The following is a 23,012-nucleotide window of genomic DNA, read 5'->3' on the forward strand; positions in this document are numbered from 1 at the left end:
CTCCCTCCCCCTCCCCGGCAGCAGGGGGGCCGGGAGAGGGAGACATTACCTGTAATCATAACGACGACCTGAGGGCGTTGGTTCCTGTCGGATTTCATCCTGTATCGAGCACGGACCCCGATATGCCCGGATCTCTGGATCTCCCCGATATGGTCCTGAATCGGAGGCGCGATCCTCGGATCTAGGGCATATGCGGGCGTATTTGACCCGGGCCATGTCCCACGGGACCACCCCCATGTTCTAACATGCGGGCACCACAGGATAGGATCTGCGGGATTTCTCCAGGGCCGGACATTGTAGAATCGGGCACGAAACGGAGTTTCAGGCGGCATTCATGGTAAACCTTCATGCTCATGTCGATAGATCCACCTTATCCCTGAGAGGAGCGCGTATCCCCGCCTTCCCCATACAGTCTATCGGGTTTTGGTCGGGACGACCCCTTACCCCGTCGGCGGCACCAGCCTCTCTTTCTTTGTGAGAGAGCGGTACACCCCGCGCGGCGCGAAGACCTCGAAGCGTGCTCCCCTCCCGTGCTCGCCGGTCTCCGTGATCGTGAGGCCGGTGATGGCCAGGATCTCCCGGGAGAGGTAGAGGCCAAGGCCCGTGTTCTTGTAGTACTCCCGCCGGAAAATCGCCTCCTTCACCTTTGCGGGGATGCCGACGCCGTCGTCCTCGCAGACGAGGGTGAACCCCTCCTCCCCCTCACGACCGGAGAACCGGATCTTTGTGAGTTTTTCACCGTACCTGAGGGCGTTGTCCACCAGGTTGAAAAAGACCTTTTCGAGAAGGGGATCGGCATAGACCTCGACCTCGTCGAACTCGATCGAGAACTCGACCCCGCCGAGGTCGAGGCCGCGGACGGCGCGGGCGATGACCCGGTGCACGTCCTGCCATTGCGGCGAGGTGACGCCGATATTCTGGTAATCGCGGGTGAACTCGATCTGGCGCTGTATCGCCCAGGTGGCCGTCTCCTCCCTGGCGACATAGTTGAGCAGCGTCGGGTCTGTCGTCTCCATCCTGGCGAGTTCGATGTACCCCCGCAGCACCGTGATCTGGTTGAGGATGTCGTGCCGCGTGATGCTGGAGAGTAGGTTGAGCTTTTTGTTCGCCGTCTGGACCGCCGTCTCCGCCTGCTTGCGCTCTGTGATGTCCCGCGCCACGAGGACCACCGAGTCTTCCGTCATCGGGGAGATGACGGCGGCAAACCAGACCTCCCGGTTCCTGACCCGCATACCATACTCGATCGCAACCGGCTCCCCTGTCTCCAGCGCCTGCAGGATAGCGCCGGGGACCGCTTCTGCCTGCATGGATGGGAACACCTGGTCAAGCGTCTTTCCGCACACCTCGCCGGCCGGCCTGAGGAAAGGGGGCGGGTTCGTCGGTGCGACCTTCAGACAGCGCCCCTCCGCATCGAGGACGACGACGATGTCGGTCATGCCCGACAACACCGCTCTTAACTCAGTTTCCGAAGCGCTGAGCGCCTCCTCAGCCTGCTTGCGCTCGATGTACCCCCCTATCCGCTGGGCGATACTGGTGATAAGGCTCCGCTCTTCTTTTAAAAACGGCCCCTCGTCACGCTCAGGCCGTTCTTCCAGGTACCCGACCTCTATTGTCCCCGCCTCTCTGCTGTTGACAAGAACTTTCTGGCACCGCATCCACCGGGTTTTTCTGAAGCTGGCGGTCTGGTACACCCTCCCGTCCAGGGTGATCCTGGCGGCCGTCACATCCGGATATTGCCATGCGTCGGGTATGACGTCCACGACCTTCTGCATCTGTGCATCGAACCCTGTCTCGGATTTGCCCAGGATCTTCGAGATCGTGTACAGGCATTTCAGTTCTTTGACCCGTTCGTTCAGGTCGTACGTCTTTTTCTTCAGCGCCTCTTCGGCGTCCCTGCGTGCGGTTATGTCGCGGACGATCGCCTGCACGAATATATCCTCTCCCAGCTGGATCCTGTTCAGGCTCACCTCCGCGTAAAACGGCCGCCTCTCGCGGGTGCGGCAGCTGCACTCAAAGAACTGCGCCTCCCCGGAGAGCGCCCCCCTGATCTTCCCGGCGACCTTCTCCTCCGAGTCGGAGCCGTCTGGCTGAACCGGCGGTGAAAAAACAGAGAGGCTGCTGCCGACAAACTCGTCCCGCGTACACCCGAACATCTCCAAGGCCCGTGGGTTGCAGTCGGTGATCAGGCCGTCATGCATGAGAAAGATCGCGTCATAGGCATATTCGAAGAGCGACCTGTACTTGACCTCGCTCTCCTGCAGTGCCTGTTCCGCATGCCTGAAATCCGTGATGTCGTGGATCCCCTCGATTGCACCGACAATTTCCCCCGAATCGTCGTACAGGGGGGCGGCAAATGCCTGCAGGATCATCTCCCGTCCCTGTGGCCGTGCCTCGGTGCTCTCAGCAATGAGGAAACCGTCGCGTCGCGTGACTCGCCTATACCCCCACCTCTCCATCTCCTCCGGGGAAGCAGAGACGAGGTCGAGGAGGAAGGGCCTCCTGTCCCCGTAGAACGGGACAGCATATGCATACTCCCCCTTCCCGATGATCTTGGCGGCCGCAACGCCTGTCATCTCCTCGATCGCCCTGTTCCAGGCAATCACCTTCCCTTCACGGTCGACGGCGAAGATCGCATCCGGCATGGAATGGATCAGGTCGGCAAGATGACGTGCCTCCTCGGCCTTTTTCCGCTCGGTAATATCCACGATAGCCACAATGGTCTGGCGTACCCCCGGCATCATCGCAACGGTGACGAGGACGTTCCTGACATTCCCATGCCTGTCCCTGAAATGACACCCGAAGACCCGGGGAGTGGACTCAGACGCAGTCCAGCGCAGATGGTGATACTCCATCATCCACTCCAACTCTGCCGGGTCCGCGACAAAGTCCGTCCAGCTCATCCTGCCTTCCACGTCTTCCTTCGTACAGCCGCTGATCTTCTCGAACTCCCTGTTGACGAGGGAGATCGTGGTGTCCTCCTCGACGATGATCAGGGGGCTCCCGCTGTTCTCGAAAAGTGTCCGGTACCTGTCCTCCGATGCCTTCAGTGCTTCCTCGACCTTCTTGAGCCTGGAGATGTCCGTGATGACGTCGGCAAGATAGAGAGGCCTTCCGAAATCATCGGGTATCACAAAGAAGTTTTCAATAGTCGGGATATGGTCTCCCTGCGCGTTGACGAGGATGAGTTCGCCCATCCACTGCCCCTCTTCGAGAACGGCGGGGATGATCTCTTTTTCCAGCCTCTCCGAGATCGCCGGGGGATAATACCTGAAGACCGACGTGCCCTGGATCTCCACCGGTTTCGCCTTTCCAAGCATCCGGCAGATCGTGGGATTGACATAGGTGATGGTGCCTTCCCGCGTCGCCATCCCGAAACCCTGCCCTGACGCTTCGGCAAAACGCTGGAATATCCGGATCTGTTCTTCTGCCTGTTTCCGATCGGTGATGTCTTCGAGAGTCTCCACCGCACCGATCACGTCCCCCTCTTCATCCCGGATCAGGGCCGCGGTGAAGTACAGCCATGTCCCGTCCTTGCCCAGGGTGGGGAAGAAGTCGGTCGCCTCGTAGGCGCCTCTGACCAGACCTGACGGTGCGTACTTCCCCTTATACCAGCGAGCGATCAGGCTCTCGTCCCCCGAGCCGTCGATAAGCAGGTCCGCGAGGCACGGCCGTTCTCTCGGGTAAAATGCCCTCCAGTGCTCGTTCGTGCCGACAATATCTCCGGTCTTGATACCGCTGTACGCTTCCAGCGCCCCGTTCCAGTACACGACGCGGTGGTTTCTGTCGATCGCGAACTGGGGGATCGGGGATCCCTGTGCGATCGCATGGAGGCGGGCGGACTCTGCCTGTCTGTATCCGGTAATGTCCCTGAGTGACTCGATCGCCCCGATGATCTCTCCCCGACTGTCATAGAGGGGGGAGGCCTTCCCCCACAGAGATGCCCTGCGTCCCGTGTTAAGAGATGAGATGGACATCTCGGCAACAACCGTGTCGCCTTCGCGCCTGAACATCTCGTACTCCGCCTCCGGTTCGGCGTCCGGTGTCATGACCAGGTCGATCAGGACTGGCATCGCTTTCCCGTAGAAAGGGACGGCATATGCGTGGTCCCCTTTCCCGAGCATCTCCTCCTTCTGTGCCCCGGTCATCTCTTCGATGGCGCGGTTCCATGCGATGACCCTGCCGCCGCGGTCGATGACAAAGGTGGCGTCAGGGAGAAAGTCGATGATATCGAGGAGTTTCTGGTGTGCCGTCTCTGTTTCCCCTTCCGCTTTTTTCCGCTCGGTGACATCCCTGATAGACTCGATCGCACCTGTGACGTTCCCCTTTGTATCGTACAGCGGGGACGCAATGAACCAGAGATAGGCCCCTCTCCCGTCATAGAGATGGGGGATGAAAAATTCAGAGACAAGTCTGGTGCCACTCTGTACGACATGGGGATATTTCTTCTCGATCTCCTCGTCTTCCTTCAGGACAAGGTCGATCAGGATGGGCCGTCTCTCCCCGTAAAAGGGGATGCCGTACTCGAAGTCTCCCTTCCCAAGGATCTCTTCACTCCGTACGCCGGTCATCTCCTCCATCGCCCTGTTCCAGGCGATCACCGTCCCTTCGAGGTCGATGGCGAAGGTGGCATCCGGGAGGAAATTGATCACGTCGGCCATCCGCCGTCTGGACTCGGCGAGTTCGTCCCGCGTCTGTTTCCGCTCGATGGCCAGTTTGATCTTGTGCTCCAATTCGGCGAACTGGGAGACCGGATCCCCCCCTTTCTGGAGATAAAAATCTGCCCCGCTGTTCAGGGCCTCGATCACCACCTCTTCCCTGCCCCTGCCGGTGAAGAGGATGAAAGGGAGTTCGCCGAAATGGGCGCGTATATGTTTGAGGAGTTCAATGCCGTCCATTCCCGGCATCTGATAGTCAGCAATGACACCGTCATATTTACCGGCCTGCATCCGTGTGATCGCATCCGCTGCCGAGAGTGCGGTGTCGACGGAGAGATGTCCCGACTGCTCAAGGAAGAGTCTACCAATATCAAGGAGCGCCGGTTCGTCGTCAACGTAGAGAACAGAATACATGTGTGCCTGGTTTGTGTCCGGCGGTCACTATCTCCAGTCCCCTATATCAGTCTGCCGATGACGGCGCCCGCCTCTGCGGACTCTGTTCTGGTCTCTGTCCAGGATAGTTTCATGATGCCTGAAGGATCAGCACCTGTCGGCGGGGTTGGCGGGATGAGTCTTGTGATTGCTTTTGTCGGGTCGAAAGGCGCCGTGATAGCAGGCGACATGCGGGAGATCTTTTTCTGGGACGACGAGACCGCCGTCCAGGCCCTGGAAAAGGAACTGTACGGCGGCGGCCTCGTAACCGACAACGACCTTTACAGGCGGGCCGAGGCTCTCGGCGTGGGCGTCGTCGTCAGGGACGGTCGGGAGAAGGTGAGAGAGCAGGACGGTGTCCTTGTCGGCGAGGTGAGAGATACAGTGGGCAGGACAGTCAGGGCACGGAGGCTCTATGCCACGGCAGGGCGATACGCCCTCGCCGAGTTCGAAGGATCGTGCGGCAGACTGACCGGGAAAGGTACGGGCAGCACCTTTGTCGTCCTCGGGAACAGGATCGCACAGGATATTGCCCTCGCCTCCATCAGGGAGGGGTGGAAGGACGGCGGTACGGAGGACGCGGTCAGGGTGATTATCCTCGCGATGAAGAAGGCGGCGGCGGCAACTGCATCGGTGAGCAATCGATTTGTCCTGATCAGGACGGAGGCCGGGGCTGATCTCGATACTCTCCTTGCCCGGGACCTCGGAGAAGGAGAGGTCGCCATGAAAAACACCTCCGGTATTTTTCGTAAAAATGCCTGAATAGTCTTCCCGTTCAAAAGGGGTCTGAGGGAAAAACCCTAGTATCTCGGGTATTCCCTTCTGGGGCGTGGCGGTTGTGCTTCTTCCACCCGTAATGTGCGTCCGACGAATTCGGTTCCATTCGTGGCGTCTCTTGCCTTCTCGGCCTCCTCCTTCGTACTCATCTCGACGAACCCGAACCCCTTGTCCCCGATAATTTTAACGCTTTTTACATCTCCGTAGCTGGAGAAGAGGTCTTTCAAATCTTCTTCGGTTACCGAATATGTCAGGTTTCCGACATACAACCTGCTGCTTTCCATTTCTATCCCGCCGCTACATGATCCTTCGCGGTGATAATAGTATGTGCTCCCCGTGCCGGGGTGGTCATCTTCTGAACGGTACCCAGGCGAGAGGTCGCGGAAAAAAGGGGGGAGGATGGGCGGGAGAGACTCTCGTACTCCGGTCGATGGATACTCTGTACCGTGCGGGGTGATGCGTGGACCTGCTGTCTTCCTCCGGGTGTTCGCCGGGGGATGCTGATCCGCTGCCTTCCCCCTACAGTTCACCGGGGGTCCGCACCGATTCTCTGCGATCACAGAGGAGATATTGATCTGATCATAAGGGACTCTCCAGAGCCAGAGTAGGACCCCCACTGAGTAATTGACCGGAAGAGCGAACATGAGATCCTGAGAAGGGTGACCACCATCCATCCCTATCCTGATGGCAGGGTGCGAGCTTGAGAAAACTTTTGGCTTTCGAGGGTCTGGGGGGAGGGAACGACAGTGACCGTGAGAAAAGCGTAGTTTTTCGAGTGGCAGCCCCCCGGTGGAGGGATGCGACCCGCTACCTTTCCAGAAAAGAAAATATTACGGCAGACCGATCGACCGTGCCCGGCAGCGCTGCCAGACGACGCGGCCGACGACCTTGAAGGTCTGCTCAAGTTCGTCGAAGTTCGGGACGTTGTGTTCCTTCAGGATCTTCTTGCCCGCGTCCATGCACTCGCCGCCAAGGAGGGTGCCGACGACGAGGTTGTTTGTCTTTTCGGTGAAGGTGATAATCTGCTTCGCGAAGTCGGCCGAGTCCAGGACCAGGTTCGGGAAACCGACGACGAAGGCGATGTCCCAGAGGTCGGAGTGCCGCGCAAGGATGTCGAAAACCTGCTCGAAACGCTTCTCCGAGGCGTCGCCGAGGAGGTCGAGGGGGTTCGCGTGGCTCCAGTAGTCCGGGAGGATCTGGTTGAGTTCTTCAAGGATCTCGGGCGGCAGGTCGATGAGGTCGACGCCGTACATCTCGGCATAGTCCGAGGAGAGGACGGCAAAACCGCCGGCATTGGTGATGACGATCGCCCGCCGTCCCTTAGGGTAGCCGCTCGGAGAGGCACAGAGTTCGGCAACTTCGAAGGCACCCCGCAGCGCCCTGACCGGGATGACACCGGCCTCTCTGAAGGCCTCCATGTACACTTCATACGAGCCCGAGAGCGAACCGGTGTGGGAAGACGCCGCCTTCTGCCCCTTCTGCGAGGAGCCCGACTTGATCGCGACGACCGGCTTCTTCTTCGCTACCTCGCGCACGATCTCCATGAACTCTCTCCCGTCGGTGAGCTGCTCGATATAGAGGATGATCGCACGGGTGCTCTTGTCCTGCCCGACAAAGGTCAGGTAGTCGAGGAAGTCGAGGTCGGCCTGGTTGCCCACCGAGAAGACAGCCGAAAAACCTATGTCCTGCTTGAGGCTCCAGTCCACGACGGTGTTGATGATGGCGCCGGACTGCGAGACGAAGGCGATTGAACCCGGATTCGGCGACTCGTGCACATAGGTTGTGTCCAGGCCACGCGGTGGGACGATCATGCCGAGGCAGTTCGGTCCGATGATCCTGATATTGTACGAACGTGCAATTTCGAGCATCCGGTCTTCGAGCACCTTGCCCTCCGCGCCGGTCTCCTTGAAACCGGCAGTGATGACCACGACGAGGGGGATACCCTTCTCGCCGCACTCCTGCATCACCTTCGGCACCTGCACGGCCGGGACGGTGATCACGGCAAGATCAACCGGGTTCGGGATCGAGGTCACTGTCGGGTAGGACTTGAGACCCTGCACCTCGGTGCGTTTGTTGTTCACCGGATAGATCTGACCGGGGAAGTGGAGGAGATTGTGGAGGACGGCAAAGCCCATCTTCGTCGGGTCAGAGGAGGCGCCGATGACCGCAACCGAGCGGGGAGTGAAGTATTCGGGCGGGACGTGCGTGCGTTCCTTCCTCACCGGCGGGCGGTACTCGTCATCGATGATGACCCGGGCGTCCACGGCGCAGGCGCCTGACTCGTAGAGTCTCAGGGGGTTGATGTCGAACTCCACTACCTGCGGGTTCTCCTCGAAGAACCGTGCGACGCCGCTGATGATCGTCACCAGGGTCTCCTCGTCCTTCGGTTTCATGCCGCGGTACCCACTGATGAGGGGATAGGCCTTGATCTCATGGACCATCGACCTGATCTCACACTCCTGAACAGGGATGATGCGGAGGGTGACGTCCTTCATGAGTTCGACGAGAGTCCCGCCCATGCCGAAGGTGATCACCTTGCCGAAGGCCGGGTCGGTCTTGCCGCCGAGGATCAGTTCGAGGCCAGGCTTTGCCATCTCTTCGACGATGACACCCTTGATCTCGGCGTCAGGGTTATATTCTTTCGCCGACTCGACGATCTTCGTAAAGGCCTTCTTTGCTTCGTCTGCACACGAGATCCCCACAACCACGCCGCCCGCATCGCTCTTGTGCACGATCTGGGGGGAGATGATCTTCATGACGACCGGATATCCACAGGCCGACGCCGCTTTTGAGGCCTCTTCAGGACTGGTTACAATCTTGAAGCGGGGGGTCGGAACGCCGTACTTCTGGAGGAGTTCGTACCCCTCTGCCTCGCTGAGCATTCTTTTTGCCATAAACTTCCTCTCTCCTGGGTGGGAATTGTTCCTGACAGCGGGAATTGTGTCCGAACCGCACGCTCCTCCATGATCCTGATAATGCATATACTGTTCCAGATGGGGGATTAGCGGTTCTGAACTCGTTCATATTCCGTTCATGCGCAGGTGTGAAATATGTATTGGGTTGATACCATAGTGTCGGAGTCTCCCCTTTAAGACCTTTTTGAATTTGTGGAAGCGCGTGTCGGCGATCGTCGATGATTTGGCATGCCTGAGCAGGGGTTCGTGGTGCATGCAGGGGAGATTTCGTGCAATTCCGGGAATTTTTTTAAAAAACGTGTCTCATAGGGGCGATGCGCGATCCATCACTGATGATCATGTAGTTTCCCCGGCGCGCTCCAATTCCATGTATCTAACTCCATTTCTTGAAAAACCGAAAAATTCTTTGAACCACAAAATATTTAATAAAACCATCACATTCGATCATGTAAAATCGGAGGTGAGCATGACAGAGCAGGATTTTGCTGTGCCCCTGGAGGCGCCGCGATATTATGAACCTGACCCCTCGTACAGGGAGAGATCATGGATCGGAGATTACCGGGCGGCGTACCAGAAGTATCTTGAGAACCCCGAGGAGTTCTGGAGGACTCGCGCAGCAGAGATCGAATGGTTCGAGCCGTTCGACCGCATCATGGACTGGGACTTCCCCTATGCGAAGTGGTTCCTGAGCGGGAAGCTTAACATAACCCACAACTGCCTCGACCGCCATGTGCGGGACGGGCGGGCCAACAAGGTCGCCGTCTTCTGGAGAGGAGAAGAGGGCGAGGAGAAGGTGTACACCTACAGCCAGCTCCTCCGGGCGGTCTGCCGCTTTGCCAACGCTTTAAAAAAGATCGGCGTCAGGAAAGGGGACCGGGTCTGCATCTACATGCCCGTCGTCCCCGAACAGATCGTCGCCATGCTCGCCTGTGCACGGATAGGGGCCGTCCACTCTGTTGTCTTCGGGGGGTTCGGCGTCGGCGCCCTCAACCAGCGGATCCGCGACTCGGGCTCGAAGGTCGTGGTCACGGCCGACGTCTCCATGCGGCGGGGCAAGGCGATCCAGCTCAAGTCCATCGTCGAGGAGGCTGTCGTCAATGCCCCGAGCGTCGAGGCTGTCGTCGTCCTCCGGCGCGACCGCCCGAAGGTCGAACTCCACTCGGAGATGGAACTCGACTTCGACGAACTGATGGAGAATGAGCCTGCAGTCTGCGAGCCCGAGGTGATGGACGCCGAAGACCCGCTCTTCCTCCTGTACACGAGCGGGACGACAGGAACCCCGAAGGGGATCATCCATGCCTGCGGCGGCTACGCGGTCGGCACCCAGTACACGACGAAGTACGTCCTCGACCTCAAGGAGGACGACGTCTACTGGTGCACCGCCGATCCCGGCTGGATCACCGGCCACAGTTACGTCGTCTACGGCCCCCTCCTGAACGGGTCCACGGTATTTGTCACCGAGACGACGCCCGACTATCCCGACCCCGGCATCTGGTGGAAGATCATCCAGAACTACGGCATCACGGTCTTTTATACGGCACCAACCGCGATCAGGATGTTCATGCGGGTCGGCGAACAGTGGTCCGACAGGTACGACCTCAGTTCCCTCCGTATCCTCGCCTCGGTCGGAGAACCTCTCAATCCCGAGGCCTTCGAGTGGTTCTACCACCACATAGGGAGGGACCGCTGCCCGATCGTGGACACCTGGTGGCAGACCGAGACGGGCATGCACATGATCACGACGATGGTCGGCGAATCGATGCGGCCGGGCTTTGCAGGACGGCCAATCCCGGGTGTCGTCGCCGATGTCGTCGACAGGGACGGCAACCCGGTCGAACCCGGCAACGGCGGCTACCTCGTCCTCCTGGAGCCCTGGCCCGCAATGCTCAGGACGGTCTACAACAATGACGAGCGCTACCGGAAGTACTGGACGACCATTAACCGGGTCTATACAGCCACTGACCTTGCGGTGAAGGGGCACGACGGCAACATCATGGTCATCGGCCGTGCCGACGACCTGATCATCGTCGCTGGACACAACATCGGCACCGCCGAGGTGGAGTCGGCACTCGTCTCCCACGACGCGGTCGCCGAGGCGGCGGTGATCGGCATCCCCGACCCGGTGAAAGGGAACCAGATCAAGGCCTTCGTCATCCTCATAGAGGGGCATGCCGGCAGCGACCGCCTCAAGGCCGACCTCCGCTACCATGTGCGGATGACCGTCGGCCCGATCGCGATGCCCTCTGAGATCGAGTTCGTCGACTCCCTCCCGAAGACGCGGAGCGGCAAGATCATGCGGCGGGTACTCAGGGCAAAGGAACTTGGCATGGACCTCGGGGATGTCTCGACACTGGAGGACTGAGTACCCAACTCTTTATATAGCTTTTTTACGTCATTTATAACATGCACGGTACCCCAGAGGAATCCCTGAAAATAGAAAATATCGTTGCCTCTGCCAAAGTAACCGATTCCCTTGACCTCCCAGTCATCTCATCCCAGATCCCCGGGGCAGACTACAACAAGAAACGTTTTCCTGGTGTGGTCATCAGGATGCAGGACCCGAAGATCGCGGCTCTGGTCTTTGGATCCGGCAAGGTTGTCCTGACCGGTGCAAAGAGCGTGGACAGCCTCACCCGGGGGCTTGAGATCCTCGGCGGCAAACTCCGTGACCTCGGGATTGCGATCGACGAGCACCTCACCTACACTATCCAGAACATTGTCACCTCTGCCGACCTTGGAAAGCCCATCAACCTGAACAAGATCGCTATCGGCTTCAACCTCGACCGCATCGAATACGAGCCCGAGCAGTTCCCCGGCCTTGTTTACCGTCTGGAAGATCCGAAGGTTGTCGTTCTCCTCTTCGGGTCCGGTAAACTGATCATTACCGGTGGCAAGCAGCCCGAGGATGCACGGCTCGCGGTGCAGAAAATTATCGCCGATCTCTCCAACCTCGGTCTCCTCTAAACTATAACCTTTTTTAATTACCTGCCCAATATAATAGGGTAGGTACTTCCCCAGTGTGGCGCGGTCTTCCGACTCTTTCTTCATGACCGACACCCCGAGTGGTTCAGGGATTGTTTTTCGGTGTCCCGTCATGAAATAAAAATTATATCTATGGCTAATATTCATATATTACAAATAATAACATAATATAGGCAATTGGGTGAACACAATGAGAGCAGAAGAAGTCCTGTACTTTACGCAGAGAGAAGAAGAGTTCGCCACCCTCCTCATCGATATCGGGATCAAGCGCAATGTCTCCAAGGTTCTGGTGTACCTCGCCAACACCGATGAGGCCACCTCTCGTGAGATCGAGCGCGGCACCGACCTCCGCCAACCCGAGGTCAGCATCGCCATGCGCTATCTCAAGGAGAAGAAGTGGATCAACTCCCGCGAAAGCAAGGCGGAGAGCAAAGGGCGGCCTGTCAAAATCTATACTCTTGCAAAGCCAATCAACGAGATCATCGACGTCATCGAGAAGACCAAGAAAAAAGAAGTTGATACCCAGCTTGCCCTGATAGAAAAGGCAAGAGGGCTTATCTCCTCGTAAGAATCCTGCATCCCCCTGCTTCACCGACCAGAACCGATATCTTTTCCTGGTATTCGGTGAACAACCCGCAGGTCAGGACGCCGGGGACCGTGTTCAGGCGGGTACCAAGCCCTGCCGGGTCCCCGATTATTCCGAATGCGCAGTCGATGACAAAGTTTCCGTTGTCCGTGATGACCGGGCCGTCTTTTTTCACTCCCTCCCTCAGGACAGGGACGCCGCCCAGGGCCCTGACATGCTGCGCGACAAGGGCCGACGCGTACGGAACGACCTCCACCGGCACCGGCACGGAGAGGCGCTCCGCGAGTTTTGACCCGTCGACGACGATAAGAATGCGCTTAGAGGCGTCGGCGACGCACTTCTCCCGTGTGTGCGCTGCGCCGCCGCCCTTGATCAAGTTGAAGGCGGCGTCCACCTGGTCGGCGCCGTCGATGGTGAGGTCGATCTCGGGGCAGTCGGTGAGGTCTGCCACCCTGATGCCGGCGGCCCGTGCCCGAAACGCCGACTGGTACGAGGTCGGCACGCCGACGACAGAGATCCCTTCGTCCCTGATCCGTTCTCCTATCCTCTGGATCGCATAGTTCGCCGTCGAACCGGTACCGAGGCCGACCACCATGCCGTCCTCCACCTCTTCCGCGGCGGCGAGGCCGGCGACCCGTTTCACTTCCAGGTTGTCCTGTTTTGTCATCAGAAAAGTATGGACACAGGGGAAGATAAGGTGTACCGCCAGCCTCCTCCGGGGGGCAAAGCCCCCCAGTCCCCCTTCATTGGGATAGAGGGTGGATGGCATCTCCACCCTCGGGATATCCTCTTCTCACTTCCCTGATCCTATCCTAAATCAGGGGTTCGGGGCAACGAGCGATAGCGAGTTCGAGAACACAGGGAATTGAAGACTCCCGGTGAAGGAAGATCTTCGATCTTCCGTGAATCTTGATTTTCGGCGCAGTCCCCCGGCCGAGAGTAGTGGGAAGGCGGTGGGTTCGCACCTTTCGCCTGGGATCTGGGGAGATCTCAACCAGAACAGGAGATTTTCTTCAGAGCCCCAAATGCAGGGATAGGGAGAATGAATGAGAGTTTTGGGATGACCTCAATAAGAAAAATGAAAAATAGTTCGTGATGCCCTCTATCCAAAGAGATCGCGGACGCTGTCTCCGCCCTCTGCCGCCGTGCAGTCGAGGGTGATCGGCGTGATGGAGACGTTTCCCTTTCTGATCGCGTGGACGTCGGTCCCCTCCTCCGCGTCCTCCACAAGGGGCCCGTTGATCCAGAAGTACGGCCTGCCCCTCGGGTCGAGGCGCCGTTCCACCCCGGTGTGGAAAAGTTTGCGCGCAAGGTGCGTCACCTCATAGCCCCCCCTGACCTGGGAGGGGATGTTCACGTTGATGACGTCTGTCCCCTCAGGGAAGCCGCGGGCAAGGATCTTCTCGCAGACGTCCCTGACAACCCGTTCAGAGTCGTTGAAACTGTTCCCCACATGGCGGGGGTCGTCGAACTTGTCCCCCTGGTCCCAGACCTGGAGGGAGAAGGCGACCGAGGACACGCCCTGGTTCGATGCCTCCATCGCCGCCCCGACTGTTCCCGAGGTCATGATCGACTCGTAGCTGAGGTTCTCCCCGATATTGATCCCGCTGACCACGAGATCGGGCTGGAGTTTCAGGGCAAAGAGACCGATGATCACGGCGTCAGTCGGTTTGCCGCCGACCGCATAGGCGCGGACGCCGTCCACCGTGATCTCTGTCGCCCGGATCGGCTCGAAGATCGAGATGGAACGTCCGACCGCGCTCTGCTGGGTTGCCGGGGCGACGACCGTCACATCGGCAATTTCAGAGAGTGCCCTGTACGCCGCCCATATGCCGTTGGAATAGACACCGTCATCGTTGGTGAGGAGGATTTTCGGTCGCATCGTTGTTGAAGGGATAGGGCCGCCTGGCAGATAGTCGTTTGCGATCAATATCTACAAGTCCGGCCGGTGACAATCCTCTAGGGAATGAGGGCATTTCTTGCAGAATATACGGTCTTCCACGACCCGGCACTGGCGGCCGAGGGGAAGGCCATGATGGCAGTGCTCAGCGGGAGTTTCTCGCGGTGCGGGTACGACGTTGTCACCCCTCGCGGCGGCGACCTGATGGCCGAGATCGAGGACCTCGCGCCCGACTGCGACGTCGGTCTTGTGATCGCCCCCGACCACCTCCTTGCGCCCCTCACGAAGAAGGTCGAGGACTGCACCGAGAACCTCGGGTGCAACTCGCTGAACGTCGCCCTGTGCGCCAATAAAAAGCGTTCCCTGAAGGTCCTCGCCGCCCACGGCATCCCCGTCCCGGGGGAGCGGACAGAGGGGTTGAAGGTGGTCAAGCCGGTGTACTCCTGCGACACCTTCAACACCCGTCTCACCGAGGAAGCCCCGGGCGAGGGCGAGATGGGTCAGGAGTACATCGAGGGCGAGCCTGTCTCCGTCAGCCTGGTCGTCAACCGCTATGTCGGCGAAGCCTGCCTCTTCTATACCGGACGACCCCCCCTCGTCCTCTCCCTCAACAGGCAGCATATCCCCCTGAAAGATGGTGTCTTTACCTACCTGGGCGGGGAGACGCCGATCGACCACCCGATGAAGGAGGAGATTATCGAAACAGCGGTGAAGGCGGCATCCGTCCTCGGCTGCCAGGGATATGCCGGCGTCGATCTCGTCGTCGCGGACAGGCCCTATGTCCTGGAGGCCAATCCAAGGCCGACGACAAGTCTCGTCGGCATCGCCGCCTGCATGAAGGAGGAGATCGCGCAGGTGCTTGTCGACGCCTCCCGCGGCATGGCGCCCGAGACGGTCAGCCTCACCGGCCGCGTCCGTTTCGACCGCGAAGGGAAGGTGGAGAGGCTATGATCGGGATCGACGTCGGCGGCGCGAACCTGAAGGTCGTCGATAAGGACGGCGCCCATATCCATTACTGCCCCCTCTGGACGGAGGCGCCCCTCGCGGAGATGCTCAGGGGCTATGCCGCGTCAGGGGAGAACGCGGCTGTCGTCATGAGCGGCGAACTTGCCGACAGTTTCGAGGACAAGGCCGGGGGGATCAGGTTCATCGTCGATGCAGTGAAGGAGACCTTCCCTGACGCCATCTTCTACGGGACAGACGGGGAGTTCCACGACGGCGCCGTCCCCGAACTTGCCGCCGCAAACTGGCTTGCTTCTGCCGACTACCTGCGGGGTCGGTATCCGGGCGCCGTCCTCCTGGACGTGGGGAGCACCACCGCGGACATCATTCCTCTCGGGCGTTTCGACGCCCTCCGCGGCCTCACCGATCTCCTCCGCCTCCAGCAGGGCTACCTCGTCTATACAGGGATGCTCCGGACAAATGTGGCGACGCTCCTCCACGCCGTCGAGGTCAACGGCGTCTTCACCCCTGTCTCGACAGAATACTTCGCGTGCAGCGGCGACGCTCACCTCGTCCTCGGCCAGATCTCCCCTGAGATGTACACCTCGGCGACGCCTGACGGCGGGCCGGTGACTGTCCAGGCCGCGATGAGACGTCTGGCGCGTGTCGTCTGCGCCGATCCTGGAGAGATCGGGGACGAGGCGATATATGGCATCGCCAGGCAGTTCTGGACGGCGCAGTCAGGGATGATCCTCAGGGCCGTCTCCGAATGTGCGGCGACCCGGGGCAATGGCGCCGTCCTCTGCGCAGGGATCGGGTCGGCCCTCTTCACGAAGATCTTTGGCGGGACCGACCTCAACAGGGAACTCGGCGGGATGGCCGACGCCCTTCCCGCCTATGCGGTCCGGGAGGTGGCGTCACGCGACGGCTCACCCTGAGCCTCCTCGTCCTCCTGGGATCGGTCCTCGTGACCGCGGTCTGTTACCTTCTCGGTCTCCCGTTTTTCTTTCTCTTCCTCTTCATCCCGCTCGTCCCCTTCCTTTCGCCGCAGAGGGTGAAGAGGTGTCCTGTCTGCGGATGGGAAACCGCAGGCCCTGAGAACTTCTGTCCCGGGGACGGCACCGCCCTCGTACCTGCCAACCGCGACCGGGATGAGAGAGAGAAGTGAGTTCGGCAGACGCAGGCCGTAGAGGAGGGTGGACGGCACCGGGCCTGCCCGGCGTGCGGCATAGTTCCGCACCGATCCCCTGTCCAGGACGACACCCATCTCAGAGAGGAGACGGGCGGCATGGTTGACAGTATGTTCCTCGGTGAGGACGAGGCAGAGGTCGACGACCGGGGACCCCACCCGCGTGTCAGGATAGAAGGGTGCGTCTGCGGTACAGAGGGTGCCGCACCCTGTACACCGGAAGCGTTTCACCCAGATCACGACCTCTTTTTCCCCCCGCCTGCCCCGTATCCTGGCGAAAAGGCGTTTCTTCATGTCGTGGGCCCGCACCTTGCCGCCGCAAAGATGGCACCGGGCGTGTTTCGAGAATTCGACACCGTCTGCGGCAGATATCGCCGCGACAACCAGGTCGGCAAGCATCGGGGGAACACGCACCTGCATGTAAAGACCTGCGCGCCCTCCCTATTTGAGGGTATCAACTGCGAGTGGTAAACCAGTACTATTGCCGGTTAAACAGTCTCCGGAGATCAAACCGCAGGCTACATCTGCTCCTTCCACCACTATTCATCAAAAATTATCTGATCCGGCACTATGCTTATATAATCCAACCTCGACCTTGTAGATATCCGAGGTTATTCCATGGAGAACATGAAGTATGTCCGTACGACATGCCCGTACTGCGGTACAGGGTGTTCCTTCAACCTCGTTGTCAAGGACGGAAAGGTTTGCGGCGTCCAGCCGTACCACCGCTCCCCGGTCAACGAGGGAAAGGTCTGCCCCAAGGGCACCTATGCATGGGAGTTTGTGAACCGTGAGGACCGCCTCACCACGCCCCTGATCAAGAAGGACGGAAAGTTCGTCGAGGCGACCTGGGACGAGGCCTACGACCTCATCGCCAAGAAGCTCAAGTCTTACAAGCCCGACGAAATTGCCTGCCTCTCATCGGCCCGTACCTCCAACGAGGACAACTACGCTCTGATGAAGTTCGCCCGCGGCGCTCTCAAGACCCGCCACATCGACCACTGCGCCCGTCTCTGCCACGCTTCGACCGTCGCAGGGCTTGCCGCCTCCTTCGGCTCCGGTGCAATGACCAACTCGATTCTCGATATTGCGGAATCGAAGTGCGTCTTTATCATCGGGTCCAACACCTTTGAGCAGCACCCGCTCATCGGACGCAAGATCGCCCAGGCCAAGATGAACGGCGCGAAGATCATCTACGCCGACCCGCGTCTCACCGCCACCGGCAAGCAGGCTGACCTGTACATGCAGTTCCGCTCTGGCTCCGATGTCGCCATCCTGAACTGTCTCATGGGTGAGATCATCCGCAATGGCTGGGAAGACAAGGAATGGGTACAGAACCGTGCAAAGGGCTATGAAGAGCTGAAAGCAGTCGTTCTGAAGGACGACTACCTGCCCGAGAATGTCGAGAAGATCTCCGGCATCCCGGCAGAGCAGCTCAAGACCGCTGCAGAGTGGATTGGAACCGCTGAATCGTCCGCCCTTCTCTACTCGATGGGTATCACCCAGCACACGGTCGGTGTCGACAACGTCAAGTCCACGGCAAACCTCCAGATGCTCACCGGCAACATCGGGAAGCGCGGAGGCGGTGTGAACGCACTCCGTGGCCAGAACAATGTGCAGGGCGCCTGTGACATGGGTGCGCTCCCGGTCGTCTTCACCGCCTACCAGAAGGTCATCGACCCGGCCGTCCACAAGAAGTTTGCCGACGGATGGGGCTTCCCCGACGGTATCTGCGAGTCCAAGAACGGCTACGAAGTCACCGTCATGATGGACGTCCTCACCGACAACCCTGGCGAGCTCAAGGCGATGTACATCATGGGCGAGAACCCGATGCTCTCCGACCCTGACATCACCCACGTCGAGCACGCTCTCAAGAGCCTCGACTTCATGGTCGTGCAGGATATCTTCCTGACCGAGACCGCTGCTCTCGCCGATGTCGTGCTCCCGGCCACCTGCTATGCAGAGAAGACCGGCACGCAGACCTCCACCGAGCGCCGTGTCCAGATGTGGCACAAGGCCCAGGAGGCACCCGGCCAGGCCAAGCTCGACTGGCAGATCATCGCCGAGGTCGCTGCAAAGATGGGCTATGCCGAGCAGTTCGCCTGGAAGACGTCAGAGGATGTCTTCAACGAGATGCGCTCACTCACCCCGTCCTATGCAGGGATGACCTACGAGCGGCTCGAGCGGCCCGAAGCGCTTCACTGGCCCTGCCCCACCGAGACGCACCCCGGTACCCCGATCCTGCACATCGGCAAGTGCTCCCACCCCGATGGCATGGGCGTCATGCACGCCATCGAGTGGAAACCGCCCGCAGAGGTTCCGGACGCGGAGTATCCGCTCATCCTCACCACCGGCAGGTGCATCTGGCACTGGCACACCGGCTCCATGACCCGCCGCTCCGCGCACCTCGACGCCGAGGTTCCGACCGGCTGGATCGAGCTCAACCCCGAGGACGCCAAGGCCCTCGGTATCGTCGATGGCGAGATGGTCAAGGCGACCTCACGCCGCGGCACCGTCAATGTCCCCGCAAAGGTCACGAAGGACATCATGAAGGGCGTCACCTTCATGCCGTTCCACTTCGCCGAGTGCGCAGCAAACGTTCTCACCAACAATGTCCTCGACCCGATCGCCAAGATCCCGGAGTTCAAGGCATGTGCTGTGAAGGTTGAGAAGATTCAGGAGGCCTGAAAATGTCAGCAAAAGGCGATATGTATTACGCATGGTCTACCGATGCGGACCTCCTTGCAAAGGGCGAGTGCGGCGGTGCCGTCTCCTCGCTCCTCAAGTTCGCTCTTGAGAGCAAGATGGTCGACGCGGTCCTTGCCGTGAAGAAGGGTGCGGACATCTACGATGCAGTCCCGGCCCTCATCACCAACCCCGAAGAGATCGCAGAGACGGCCGGCTCCCTCCACTGCGGGACGCTCCTCCTCTCCAAGCTCTTCAAGAAGTACCTCAACGGCGCCAAGGACATGAAGATCGCGGTCACCCTCAAGGGTTGTGACGTGATGGGCATGTACGAGCTTGCCAAGAGGCAGCAGATCAACCTCGACAATGTCGTCATGATCGGTCTGAACTGCGGCGGGTCTGTGAGCCCGGTCGCCGCACGGAAGATGATCGCCGAGAAGTTCGGCGTCGACCCCGACACCGTCATCAAGGAAGAGATCGACAAGGGCCAGTTCATCATCGAGACTGCCGAAGGCCACAAGGGCATCAAGATGGACGAGCTCGAGGAAGAGGGCTATGGCCGGCGTGCCAACTGCCGCCGGTGCAAGATGAAGGTCCCCCGCCAGGCAGACCTCGCCTGCGGTAACTGGGGCGTCATCGGCGACAAGGCCGGGAAGGCAACCTTCGTTGAAGTTTGCTCCGAGAAGGGCGCACAGCTCCTCGACGCCGCCGCGAAGGCGGGCAAGCTTGCCACCGAGGCACCGAACCCGAAGGGTATCGAGATCCGCGGCAAGGTCGAGAGCGCCATGCTCAAGCTCGGCGACTCCTGGCGTGCGAAGGACTTCGCAAGCCTCGGTGAGGGCAGCGACCGCCTGAAGAAGATCGTGACGGAAACCTCCCGGTGCATCAAGTGCTACCAGTGCATCGAGAACTGCCCGATCTGCTACTGTGTCGAGTGCTCCACCAAGAAGCCGTACCTGGTCAAGCCCGGCGAGGTTCCGCCGAACTTCATGTTCCACCTGATCAGGTTCGCCCACATCTCCGACTCCTGCATCAACTGCGGGCAGTGCCAGGAACTCTGCGCGATGGACATTCCGAACGCGCTCTTCATGCACGCCCTCCAGGTCGATCTCCAGGAGATGTTCGGCTTTGTGCCGGGCGTCGACATGACCCTCCCGGTGCTTGCACTGGTCGAGGAGAACGAAGAGAGGGCCCGCCTTACCGGTACGGGCACCGACCAGATCTTCAACATCTTCCAGAAGGAGTAAATCCTTCTTTTCCTTTTTTTCTGTGGGGCGCACCAGCCTCTTTTCCCATGATTTTTGGCAGAACCGGAACGGAATTATACCCAAGATAAGAGTGAAAAGCCGGGCTTTGTCAAAACCCTCATGATCTGATCGATTCCTCCCCCGGTCCTGTGAGAGACGCTCAGGTCCAATTGCCTTCCACAGACCAGGGGGTCGGAGGACTGCCTCACACACAAAGAGGGATTTAACAGAGCCGAAAGATCGGTTCTGAAGAAATTCTGTTTGTGAGAGTCGGTGAAGGGGGTGCGAGTTCACGTGAATTCGAGAGCACACCGGTCATAGTCACCGGGTGCAGGTGACGACGGCATAGATGCTGTGACGGTATGAGCACGTGATCTGCCTGAAGCCGGCGTCCTTCATCTTCTGCAGGTAACCGGGGAGGGTGTTCAGGCAGGCGGCGTTCTTCTCCCGCCGTGCGAGCATCGCTTCTATTTCTTCGACGGGGAGACCGTTTTCCGCCATTGCCTGCTGCCAGAGACGGCAGTCTCTCTCCTCCTCCTCCGATGTCACTCCCCGGAAGACGTCGCCGTTGACAAAGATCCCTCCCGGCCGCAGGGTTGTGTGGATGCGCCTGACGACGGCGGCACGATCCTGGTCAGAAAGATGGTGGAGGCAGAGGGAGGTGAGGACGATATCGAACTGCTCCTCGGGCCAGATGTCCCTGAAGTCGCCTTCGAGAAACGAGACTCCCCGAAGGGTTTCTTTTCTCCGCGCCACGGCGAGCATGGCCGGGTCCATGTCAATGCAGGTGACTGACGCCGCCGTGCTGGCGCGGAGCACCATTTCGGTCACATAGCCGGTGCCGCTCCCGAGTTCAAGGACAGAGGTTTCACCGTCGGGAAGGGAGGAGACGACCGTGCCGAAAAAGGCCGGGGCATCAGGGACAATTCCAACGATAAGGTCATCGTAGGCATCGGCACAGTCATGGAAGTGCTCCTCGCTCTTCATGTCCTCTCCTATTTGAGAAACATCTCGGCATATGTGGCAAAGTGCCCGGTTGGTTCAGGATAGGTAAACTGCATCCCTTTGTTTCCGCAGATCATGCAGAGCGGCCGAGCGGCAGGGTCCATCTCTCCGTCCGGGGTGAAGAAGCAGTCATTGCCTTCGAGGTGCTCGACCTTCCCGATGACGAGCACATATTTTTCCCTGCAGATCTCCTCGACAAGTCTGCACTCCATCCATGCGATGCACCCCTCGATGCCGGGCGGGCGCACGGTTTTCGAGGGGTGGGGTGTGAGGTGCGCCTCGGCGAACTCGTTGATCTCAGGAGGATAGGTGCGGGCGCAGACCATGACCTCGCGGCTCATGTCGGCGGTCGGGACATTGACGACGAACTCGCCGGTCGCCCTGATATTGTCCAGAGTGTCCCGCTTCACCCAGGAAGCAAGGACGATCTCGTCGAGAGGCCGCAGGATCGGGGTGATGTTCCCCCAGGGAGCGGCATTGAGGACGCCCTCAGGGGAGATGGTCGAGATGAGGACGACCGGTAGCGGGAGGACACCCTCCCGTCTGTGTGGCTGTAGTTCCATGTTTCATACATTGTTGTATTTTGTTAATACAATTTCCAAAAAATATTCTGCAATGTATGGGCATCCGGGCGGGGGGGTCCGCAGAGAGTGGGAGGAATAGTGCATATCCCGCACACAGATCGCGGCGATTATATAGTGATCAGCAGAGGAAAATGTGAATATGATCGTGGTTGTGCGGCTGGTCACCGGGAAACTGGAAGAACGCGATTACCCGGAGACGATGTTCTTTGCAATCGGCGACATCCTGCCCGACGGGGCCGAAGTGGTCGAACTCACGTACCCGGACGACATCGACGAGGACCTCATCGCCACCGGAACCTATGATGAGGAGGATCTCATCGACTGAGTACCTCCTCAAGAGACAGCCAACGGTGGATGTATGGCCAGCACGGCCAGGGTGAAACCCCGGCATAAGTATATCTGACGCGTATGCCAGATCTCTCCTCCTGCGGAGCATCAGATGGCAATCCACGAGTCACGAGAATACGAAGTGAAGGGCATCCCCCTTGTCTGTCCGATCTGCGGCAGGAATCGCTTCTGGACGCACACGACCCTGATGAACACGGCCGGGGCGACCCTCTTCGGCCTCGATTGGGCGAACCGGAGCGCGGTCAATTACATCTGCGAGCACTGCGGTCATATCCTCTGGTTCTGGTCGGAGGAGTAGGATATTTTTTTCATTTTCTGCCGGCCCCGACAAGTTCTTCGAGGAGTGCGTTCGTCCTCCTCTGCTCGGCAATCATCTCCTGTTCTGTCTTCAGGAGCGCCTTCATCAGGTCGAGGGCGAGCATGCTCCTCTTGAAGAGTTCCTCTTTCCTGTCGCCGAAACGTGCCTCGAAGCCAGTGAACTCGCCGGTGGGTTCTGAAACTTCGACCGTCAGGTCCTCGACCGCGATCACCGGTTCGCCCCGCGCCCACACCTCTTCGAGAAAGGTTGCAAGGTCGTCGGCATCCCCCTCGGCCACCATCTCGACCGTGCCGTCGGGAAGGTTTCTCACATATCCCGCGACGCCGCTCCTGCCCGCACACCCACCGACATAACTCCTGTAGCCAACACCCTGCACCCGGCCGCGTACGACAGCATGCACACGCAGTCTGCCTGTTCTCCCGGCAAGGGGGTTCCCTCTCTCCTGC

Annotated in this window: 19 protein-coding genes; 10 read left to right on the plus strand and 9 right to left on the minus strand. The window is 59.5% G+C overall.

From position 1 onward, the window contains the following. Window positions 1–440 precede the first annotated feature (440 nt). On the minus strand, window positions 441–5,069 hold the full coding sequence (locus tag BP869_RS07040) for a PAS domain S-box protein (protein WP_342678195.1): 4,629 nt from the start codon (window positions 5,067–5,069) through the stop codon (window positions 441–443). Between the two features lie 111 nt (window positions 5,070–5,180). Between BP869_RS07040 and BP869_RS07045 the strand changes: the two genes are divergently transcribed. Beyond that, window positions 5,181–5,849, plus strand: a complete 669-nt coding sequence (locus BP869_RS07045) for a DUF2121 domain-containing protein (RefSeq protein WP_342678197.1) — start codon at window positions 5,181–5,183, stop codon at window positions 5,847–5,849. A gap of 38 nt (window positions 5,850–5,887) precedes the next feature. On the opposite strand, the gene BP869_RS07050 is transcribed toward BP869_RS07045, so the two are convergent. Both BP869_RS07050 and BP869_RS07055 read right to left on the minus strand, forming a co-directional pair. Then, entirely contained in the window at window positions 5,888–6,148 is a 261-nt protein-coding gene (locus BP869_RS07050; RefSeq protein WP_067049749.1) for an RNA recognition motif domain-containing protein, read from the minus strand. 546 nt (window positions 6,149–6,694) lie between these two features. Further along, on the minus strand, window positions 6,695–8,758 hold the full coding sequence (locus BP869_RS07055; protein ID WP_342678199.1) for an acetate--CoA ligase family protein: 2,064 nt from the start codon (window positions 8,756–8,758) through the stop codon (window positions 6,695–6,697). A 487-nt stretch (window positions 8,759–9,245) separates the two neighbouring features. Here BP869_RS07055 and acs point away from each other — a divergent pair, with 487 nt between their 5' ends. The 3 genes from acs (at window position 9,246) to BP869_RS07070 (ending at window position 12,329) form a co-directional block, all read left to right on the plus strand. Further along, window positions 9,246–11,141 (plus strand): acetate--CoA ligase, encoded by a 1,896-nt coding sequence (gene acs, locus BP869_RS07060; protein WP_342678201.1) that lies wholly within the window; start codon window positions 9,246–9,248, stop codon window positions 11,139–11,141. Between the two features lie 41 nt (window positions 11,142–11,182). Then, window positions 11,183–11,743, plus strand: a complete 561-nt coding sequence (locus tag BP869_RS07065) for a TATA-box-binding protein (RefSeq protein WP_342678203.1) — start codon at window positions 11,183–11,185, stop codon at window positions 11,741–11,743. Window positions 11,744–11,951: 208 nt separating this feature from the next. Beyond that, entirely contained in the window at window positions 11,952–12,329 is a 378-nt protein-coding gene (locus tag BP869_RS07070) for an ArsR family transcriptional regulator (RefSeq protein WP_067049738.1), read from the plus strand. On the opposite strand, the gene rpiA is transcribed toward BP869_RS07070, so the two are convergent. Then, window positions 12,316–13,014: a ribose-5-phosphate isomerase RpiA gene (gene rpiA, locus BP869_RS07075; RefSeq protein WP_342678205.1), complete on the minus strand. Its 699-nt coding sequence runs from the start codon at window positions 13,012–13,014 to the stop codon at window positions 12,316–12,318. The two genes, BP869_RS07070 and rpiA, sit on opposite strands and share 14 nt — an antisense overlap. Window positions 13,015–13,449: 435 nt before the next feature. Further along, window positions 13,450–14,229, minus strand: a complete 780-nt coding sequence (gene surE, locus BP869_RS07080) for a 5'/3'-nucleotidase SurE (RefSeq protein ID WP_342678207.1) — start codon at window positions 14,227–14,229, stop codon at window positions 13,450–13,452. Between the two features lie 84 nt (window positions 14,230–14,313). Between surE and BP869_RS07085 the strand changes: the two genes are divergently transcribed. Both BP869_RS07085 and BP869_RS07090 read left to right on the plus strand, forming a co-directional pair. Beyond that, complete coding sequence (locus BP869_RS07085) at window positions 14,314–15,198, plus strand: ATP-grasp domain-containing protein (protein WP_342678209.1); 885 nt, start codon at window positions 14,314–14,316, stop codon at window positions 15,196–15,198. After that, entirely contained in the window at window positions 15,195–16,127 is a 933-nt protein-coding gene (locus tag BP869_RS07090; RefSeq protein ID WP_342678212.1) for a hydantoinase/oxoprolinase family protein, read from the plus strand. Before BP869_RS07085 ends, BP869_RS07090 begins: the two co-directional genes overlap by 4 nt. Here BP869_RS07090 and BP869_RS07095 read toward each other — a convergent pair. Then, complete coding sequence (locus tag BP869_RS07095; protein ID WP_342678214.1) at window positions 16,085–16,798, minus strand: hypothetical protein; 714 nt, start codon at window positions 16,796–16,798, stop codon at window positions 16,085–16,087. The two genes, BP869_RS07090 and BP869_RS07095, sit on opposite strands and share 43 nt — an antisense overlap. 198 nt (window positions 16,799–16,996) lie before the next feature. Between BP869_RS07095 and fdhF the strand changes: the two genes are divergently transcribed. Both fdhF and BP869_RS07105 read left to right on the plus strand, forming a co-directional pair. Further along, the gene (gene fdhF / locus BP869_RS07100; RefSeq protein ID WP_342678216.1) at window positions 16,997–19,066 is read left to right on the plus strand and encodes a formate dehydrogenase subunit alpha; all 2,070 of its coding nucleotides are present in this window, start codon (window positions 16,997–16,999) and stop codon (window positions 19,064–19,066) included. A gap of 2 nt (window positions 19,067–19,068) precedes the next feature. Beyond that, window positions 19,069–20,310 carry a Coenzyme F420 hydrogenase/dehydrogenase, beta subunit C-terminal domain gene (locus tag BP869_RS07105; RefSeq protein WP_342678218.1) on the plus strand — a complete coding sequence of 414 codons (1,242 nt, stop codon included), beginning with the start codon at window positions 19,069–19,071 and terminating at the stop codon, window positions 20,308–20,310. A gap of 321 nt (window positions 20,311–20,631) precedes the next feature. On the opposite strand, the gene BP869_RS07110 is transcribed toward BP869_RS07105, so the two are convergent. Next, the gene (locus tag BP869_RS07110) at window positions 20,632–21,297 is read right to left on the minus strand and encodes a class I SAM-dependent methyltransferase (RefSeq protein WP_342678220.1); all 666 of its coding nucleotides are present in this window, start codon (window positions 21,295–21,297) and stop codon (window positions 20,632–20,634) included. 8 nt (window positions 21,298–21,305) lie between these two features. Then, on the minus strand, window positions 21,306–21,878 hold the full coding sequence (locus BP869_RS07115; RefSeq protein WP_342678222.1) for a flavin reductase family protein: 573 nt from the start codon (window positions 21,876–21,878) through the stop codon (window positions 21,306–21,308). 160 nt (window positions 21,879–22,038) lie between these two features. Between BP869_RS07115 and BP869_RS07120 the strand changes: the two genes are divergently transcribed. Together BP869_RS07120 and BP869_RS07125 are read left to right on the plus strand one after the other, a co-directional pair. Beyond that, complete coding sequence (locus tag BP869_RS07120) at window positions 22,039–22,224, plus strand: hypothetical protein (RefSeq protein ID WP_342678224.1); 186 nt, start codon at window positions 22,039–22,041, stop codon at window positions 22,222–22,224. 114 nt (window positions 22,225–22,338) lie between these two features. Then, window positions 22,339–22,545 carry a hypothetical protein gene (locus tag BP869_RS07125; RefSeq protein ID WP_342678226.1) on the plus strand — a complete coding sequence of 69 codons (207 nt, stop codon included), beginning with the start codon at window positions 22,339–22,341 and terminating at the stop codon, window positions 22,543–22,545. Window positions 22,546–22,555: 10 nt separating this feature from the next. On the opposite strand, the gene BP869_RS07130 is transcribed toward BP869_RS07125, so the two are convergent. Next, a complete protein-coding gene (locus tag BP869_RS07130) occupies window positions 22,556–22,966 on the minus strand; it encodes an acylphosphatase (protein WP_342678228.1) in 411 nt (136 codons plus the stop codon). Window positions 22,967–23,012: the final 46 nt, after the last annotated feature.

The sequence above is a fragment of the Methanofollis sp. UBA420 genome, assembly GCF_002498315.1.
In the GTDB taxonomy this organism is placed as follows: Archaea; Halobacteriota; Methanomicrobia; order Methanomicrobiales; family Methanofollaceae; genus Methanofollis.

Excerpts from the sequence above, each read along its gene's own strand:
- BP869_RS07105 (WP_342678218.1), top strand. The coding sequence starts at position 19,069 with ATGTCAGCAAAAGGCGATATGTATTACGCATGGTCTACCGATGCGGAC.
- BP869_RS07065 (WP_342678203.1), top strand. The coding sequence starts at position 11,183 with ATGCACGGTACCCCAGAGGAATCCCTGAAAATAGAAAATATCGTTGCC.
- BP869_RS07120 (WP_342678224.1), top strand. The coding sequence starts at position 22,039 with ATGATCGTGGTTGTGCGGCTGGTCACCGGGAAACTGGAAGAACGCGAT.
- BP869_RS07045 (WP_342678197.1), top strand. The coding sequence starts at position 5,181 with ATGATGCCTGAAGGATCAGCACCTGTCGGCGGGGTTGGCGGGATGAGT.
- acs (WP_342678201.1), top strand. The coding sequence starts at position 9,246 with ATGACAGAGCAGGATTTTGCTGTGCCCCTGGAGGCGCCGCGATATTAT.
- BP869_RS07125 (WP_342678226.1), top strand. The coding sequence starts at position 22,339 with ATGGCAATCCACGAGTCACGAGAATACGAAGTGAAGGGCATCCCCCTT.
- BP869_RS07090 (WP_342678212.1), top strand. The coding sequence starts at position 15,195 with ATGATCGGGATCGACGTCGGCGGCGCGAACCTGAAGGTCGTCGATAAG.
- surE (WP_342678207.1), bottom strand. The coding sequence starts at position 14,229 with ATGCGACCGAAAATCCTCCTCACCAACGATGACGGTGTCTATTCCAAC.
- BP869_RS07070 (WP_067049738.1), top strand. The coding sequence starts at position 11,952 with ATGAGAGCAGAAGAAGTCCTGTACTTTACGCAGAGAGAAGAAGAGTTC.
- BP869_RS07050 (WP_067049749.1), bottom strand. The coding sequence starts at position 6,148 with ATGGAAAGCAGCAGGTTGTATGTCGGAAACCTGACATATTCGGTAACC.
- BP869_RS07085 (WP_342678209.1), top strand. The coding sequence starts at position 14,314 with ATGAGGGCATTTCTTGCAGAATATACGGTCTTCCACGACCCGGCACTG.
- fdhF (WP_342678216.1), top strand. The coding sequence starts at position 16,997 with ATGGAGAACATGAAGTATGTCCGTACGACATGCCCGTACTGCGGTACA.
- BP869_RS07110 (WP_342678220.1), bottom strand. The coding sequence starts at position 21,297 with ATGAAGAGCGAGGAGCACTTCCATGACTGTGCCGATGCCTACGATGAC.
- BP869_RS07115 (WP_342678222.1), bottom strand. The coding sequence starts at position 21,878 with ATGGAACTACAGCCACACAGACGGGAGGGTGTCCTCCCGCTACCGGTC.
- BP869_RS07040 (WP_342678195.1), bottom strand. The coding sequence starts at position 5,069 with ATGTATTCTGTTCTCTACGTTGACGACGAACCGGCGCTCCTTGATATT.
- rpiA (WP_342678205.1), bottom strand. The coding sequence starts at position 13,014 with ATGACAAAACAGGACAACCTGGAAGTGAAACGGGTCGCCGGCCTCGCC.
- BP869_RS07055 (WP_342678199.1), bottom strand. The coding sequence starts at position 8,758 with ATGGCAAAAAGAATGCTCAGCGAGGCAGAGGGGTACGAACTCCTCCAG.
- BP869_RS07095 (WP_342678214.1), bottom strand. The coding sequence starts at position 16,798 with ATGCAGGTGCGTGTTCCCCCGATGCTTGCCGACCTGGTTGTCGCGGCG.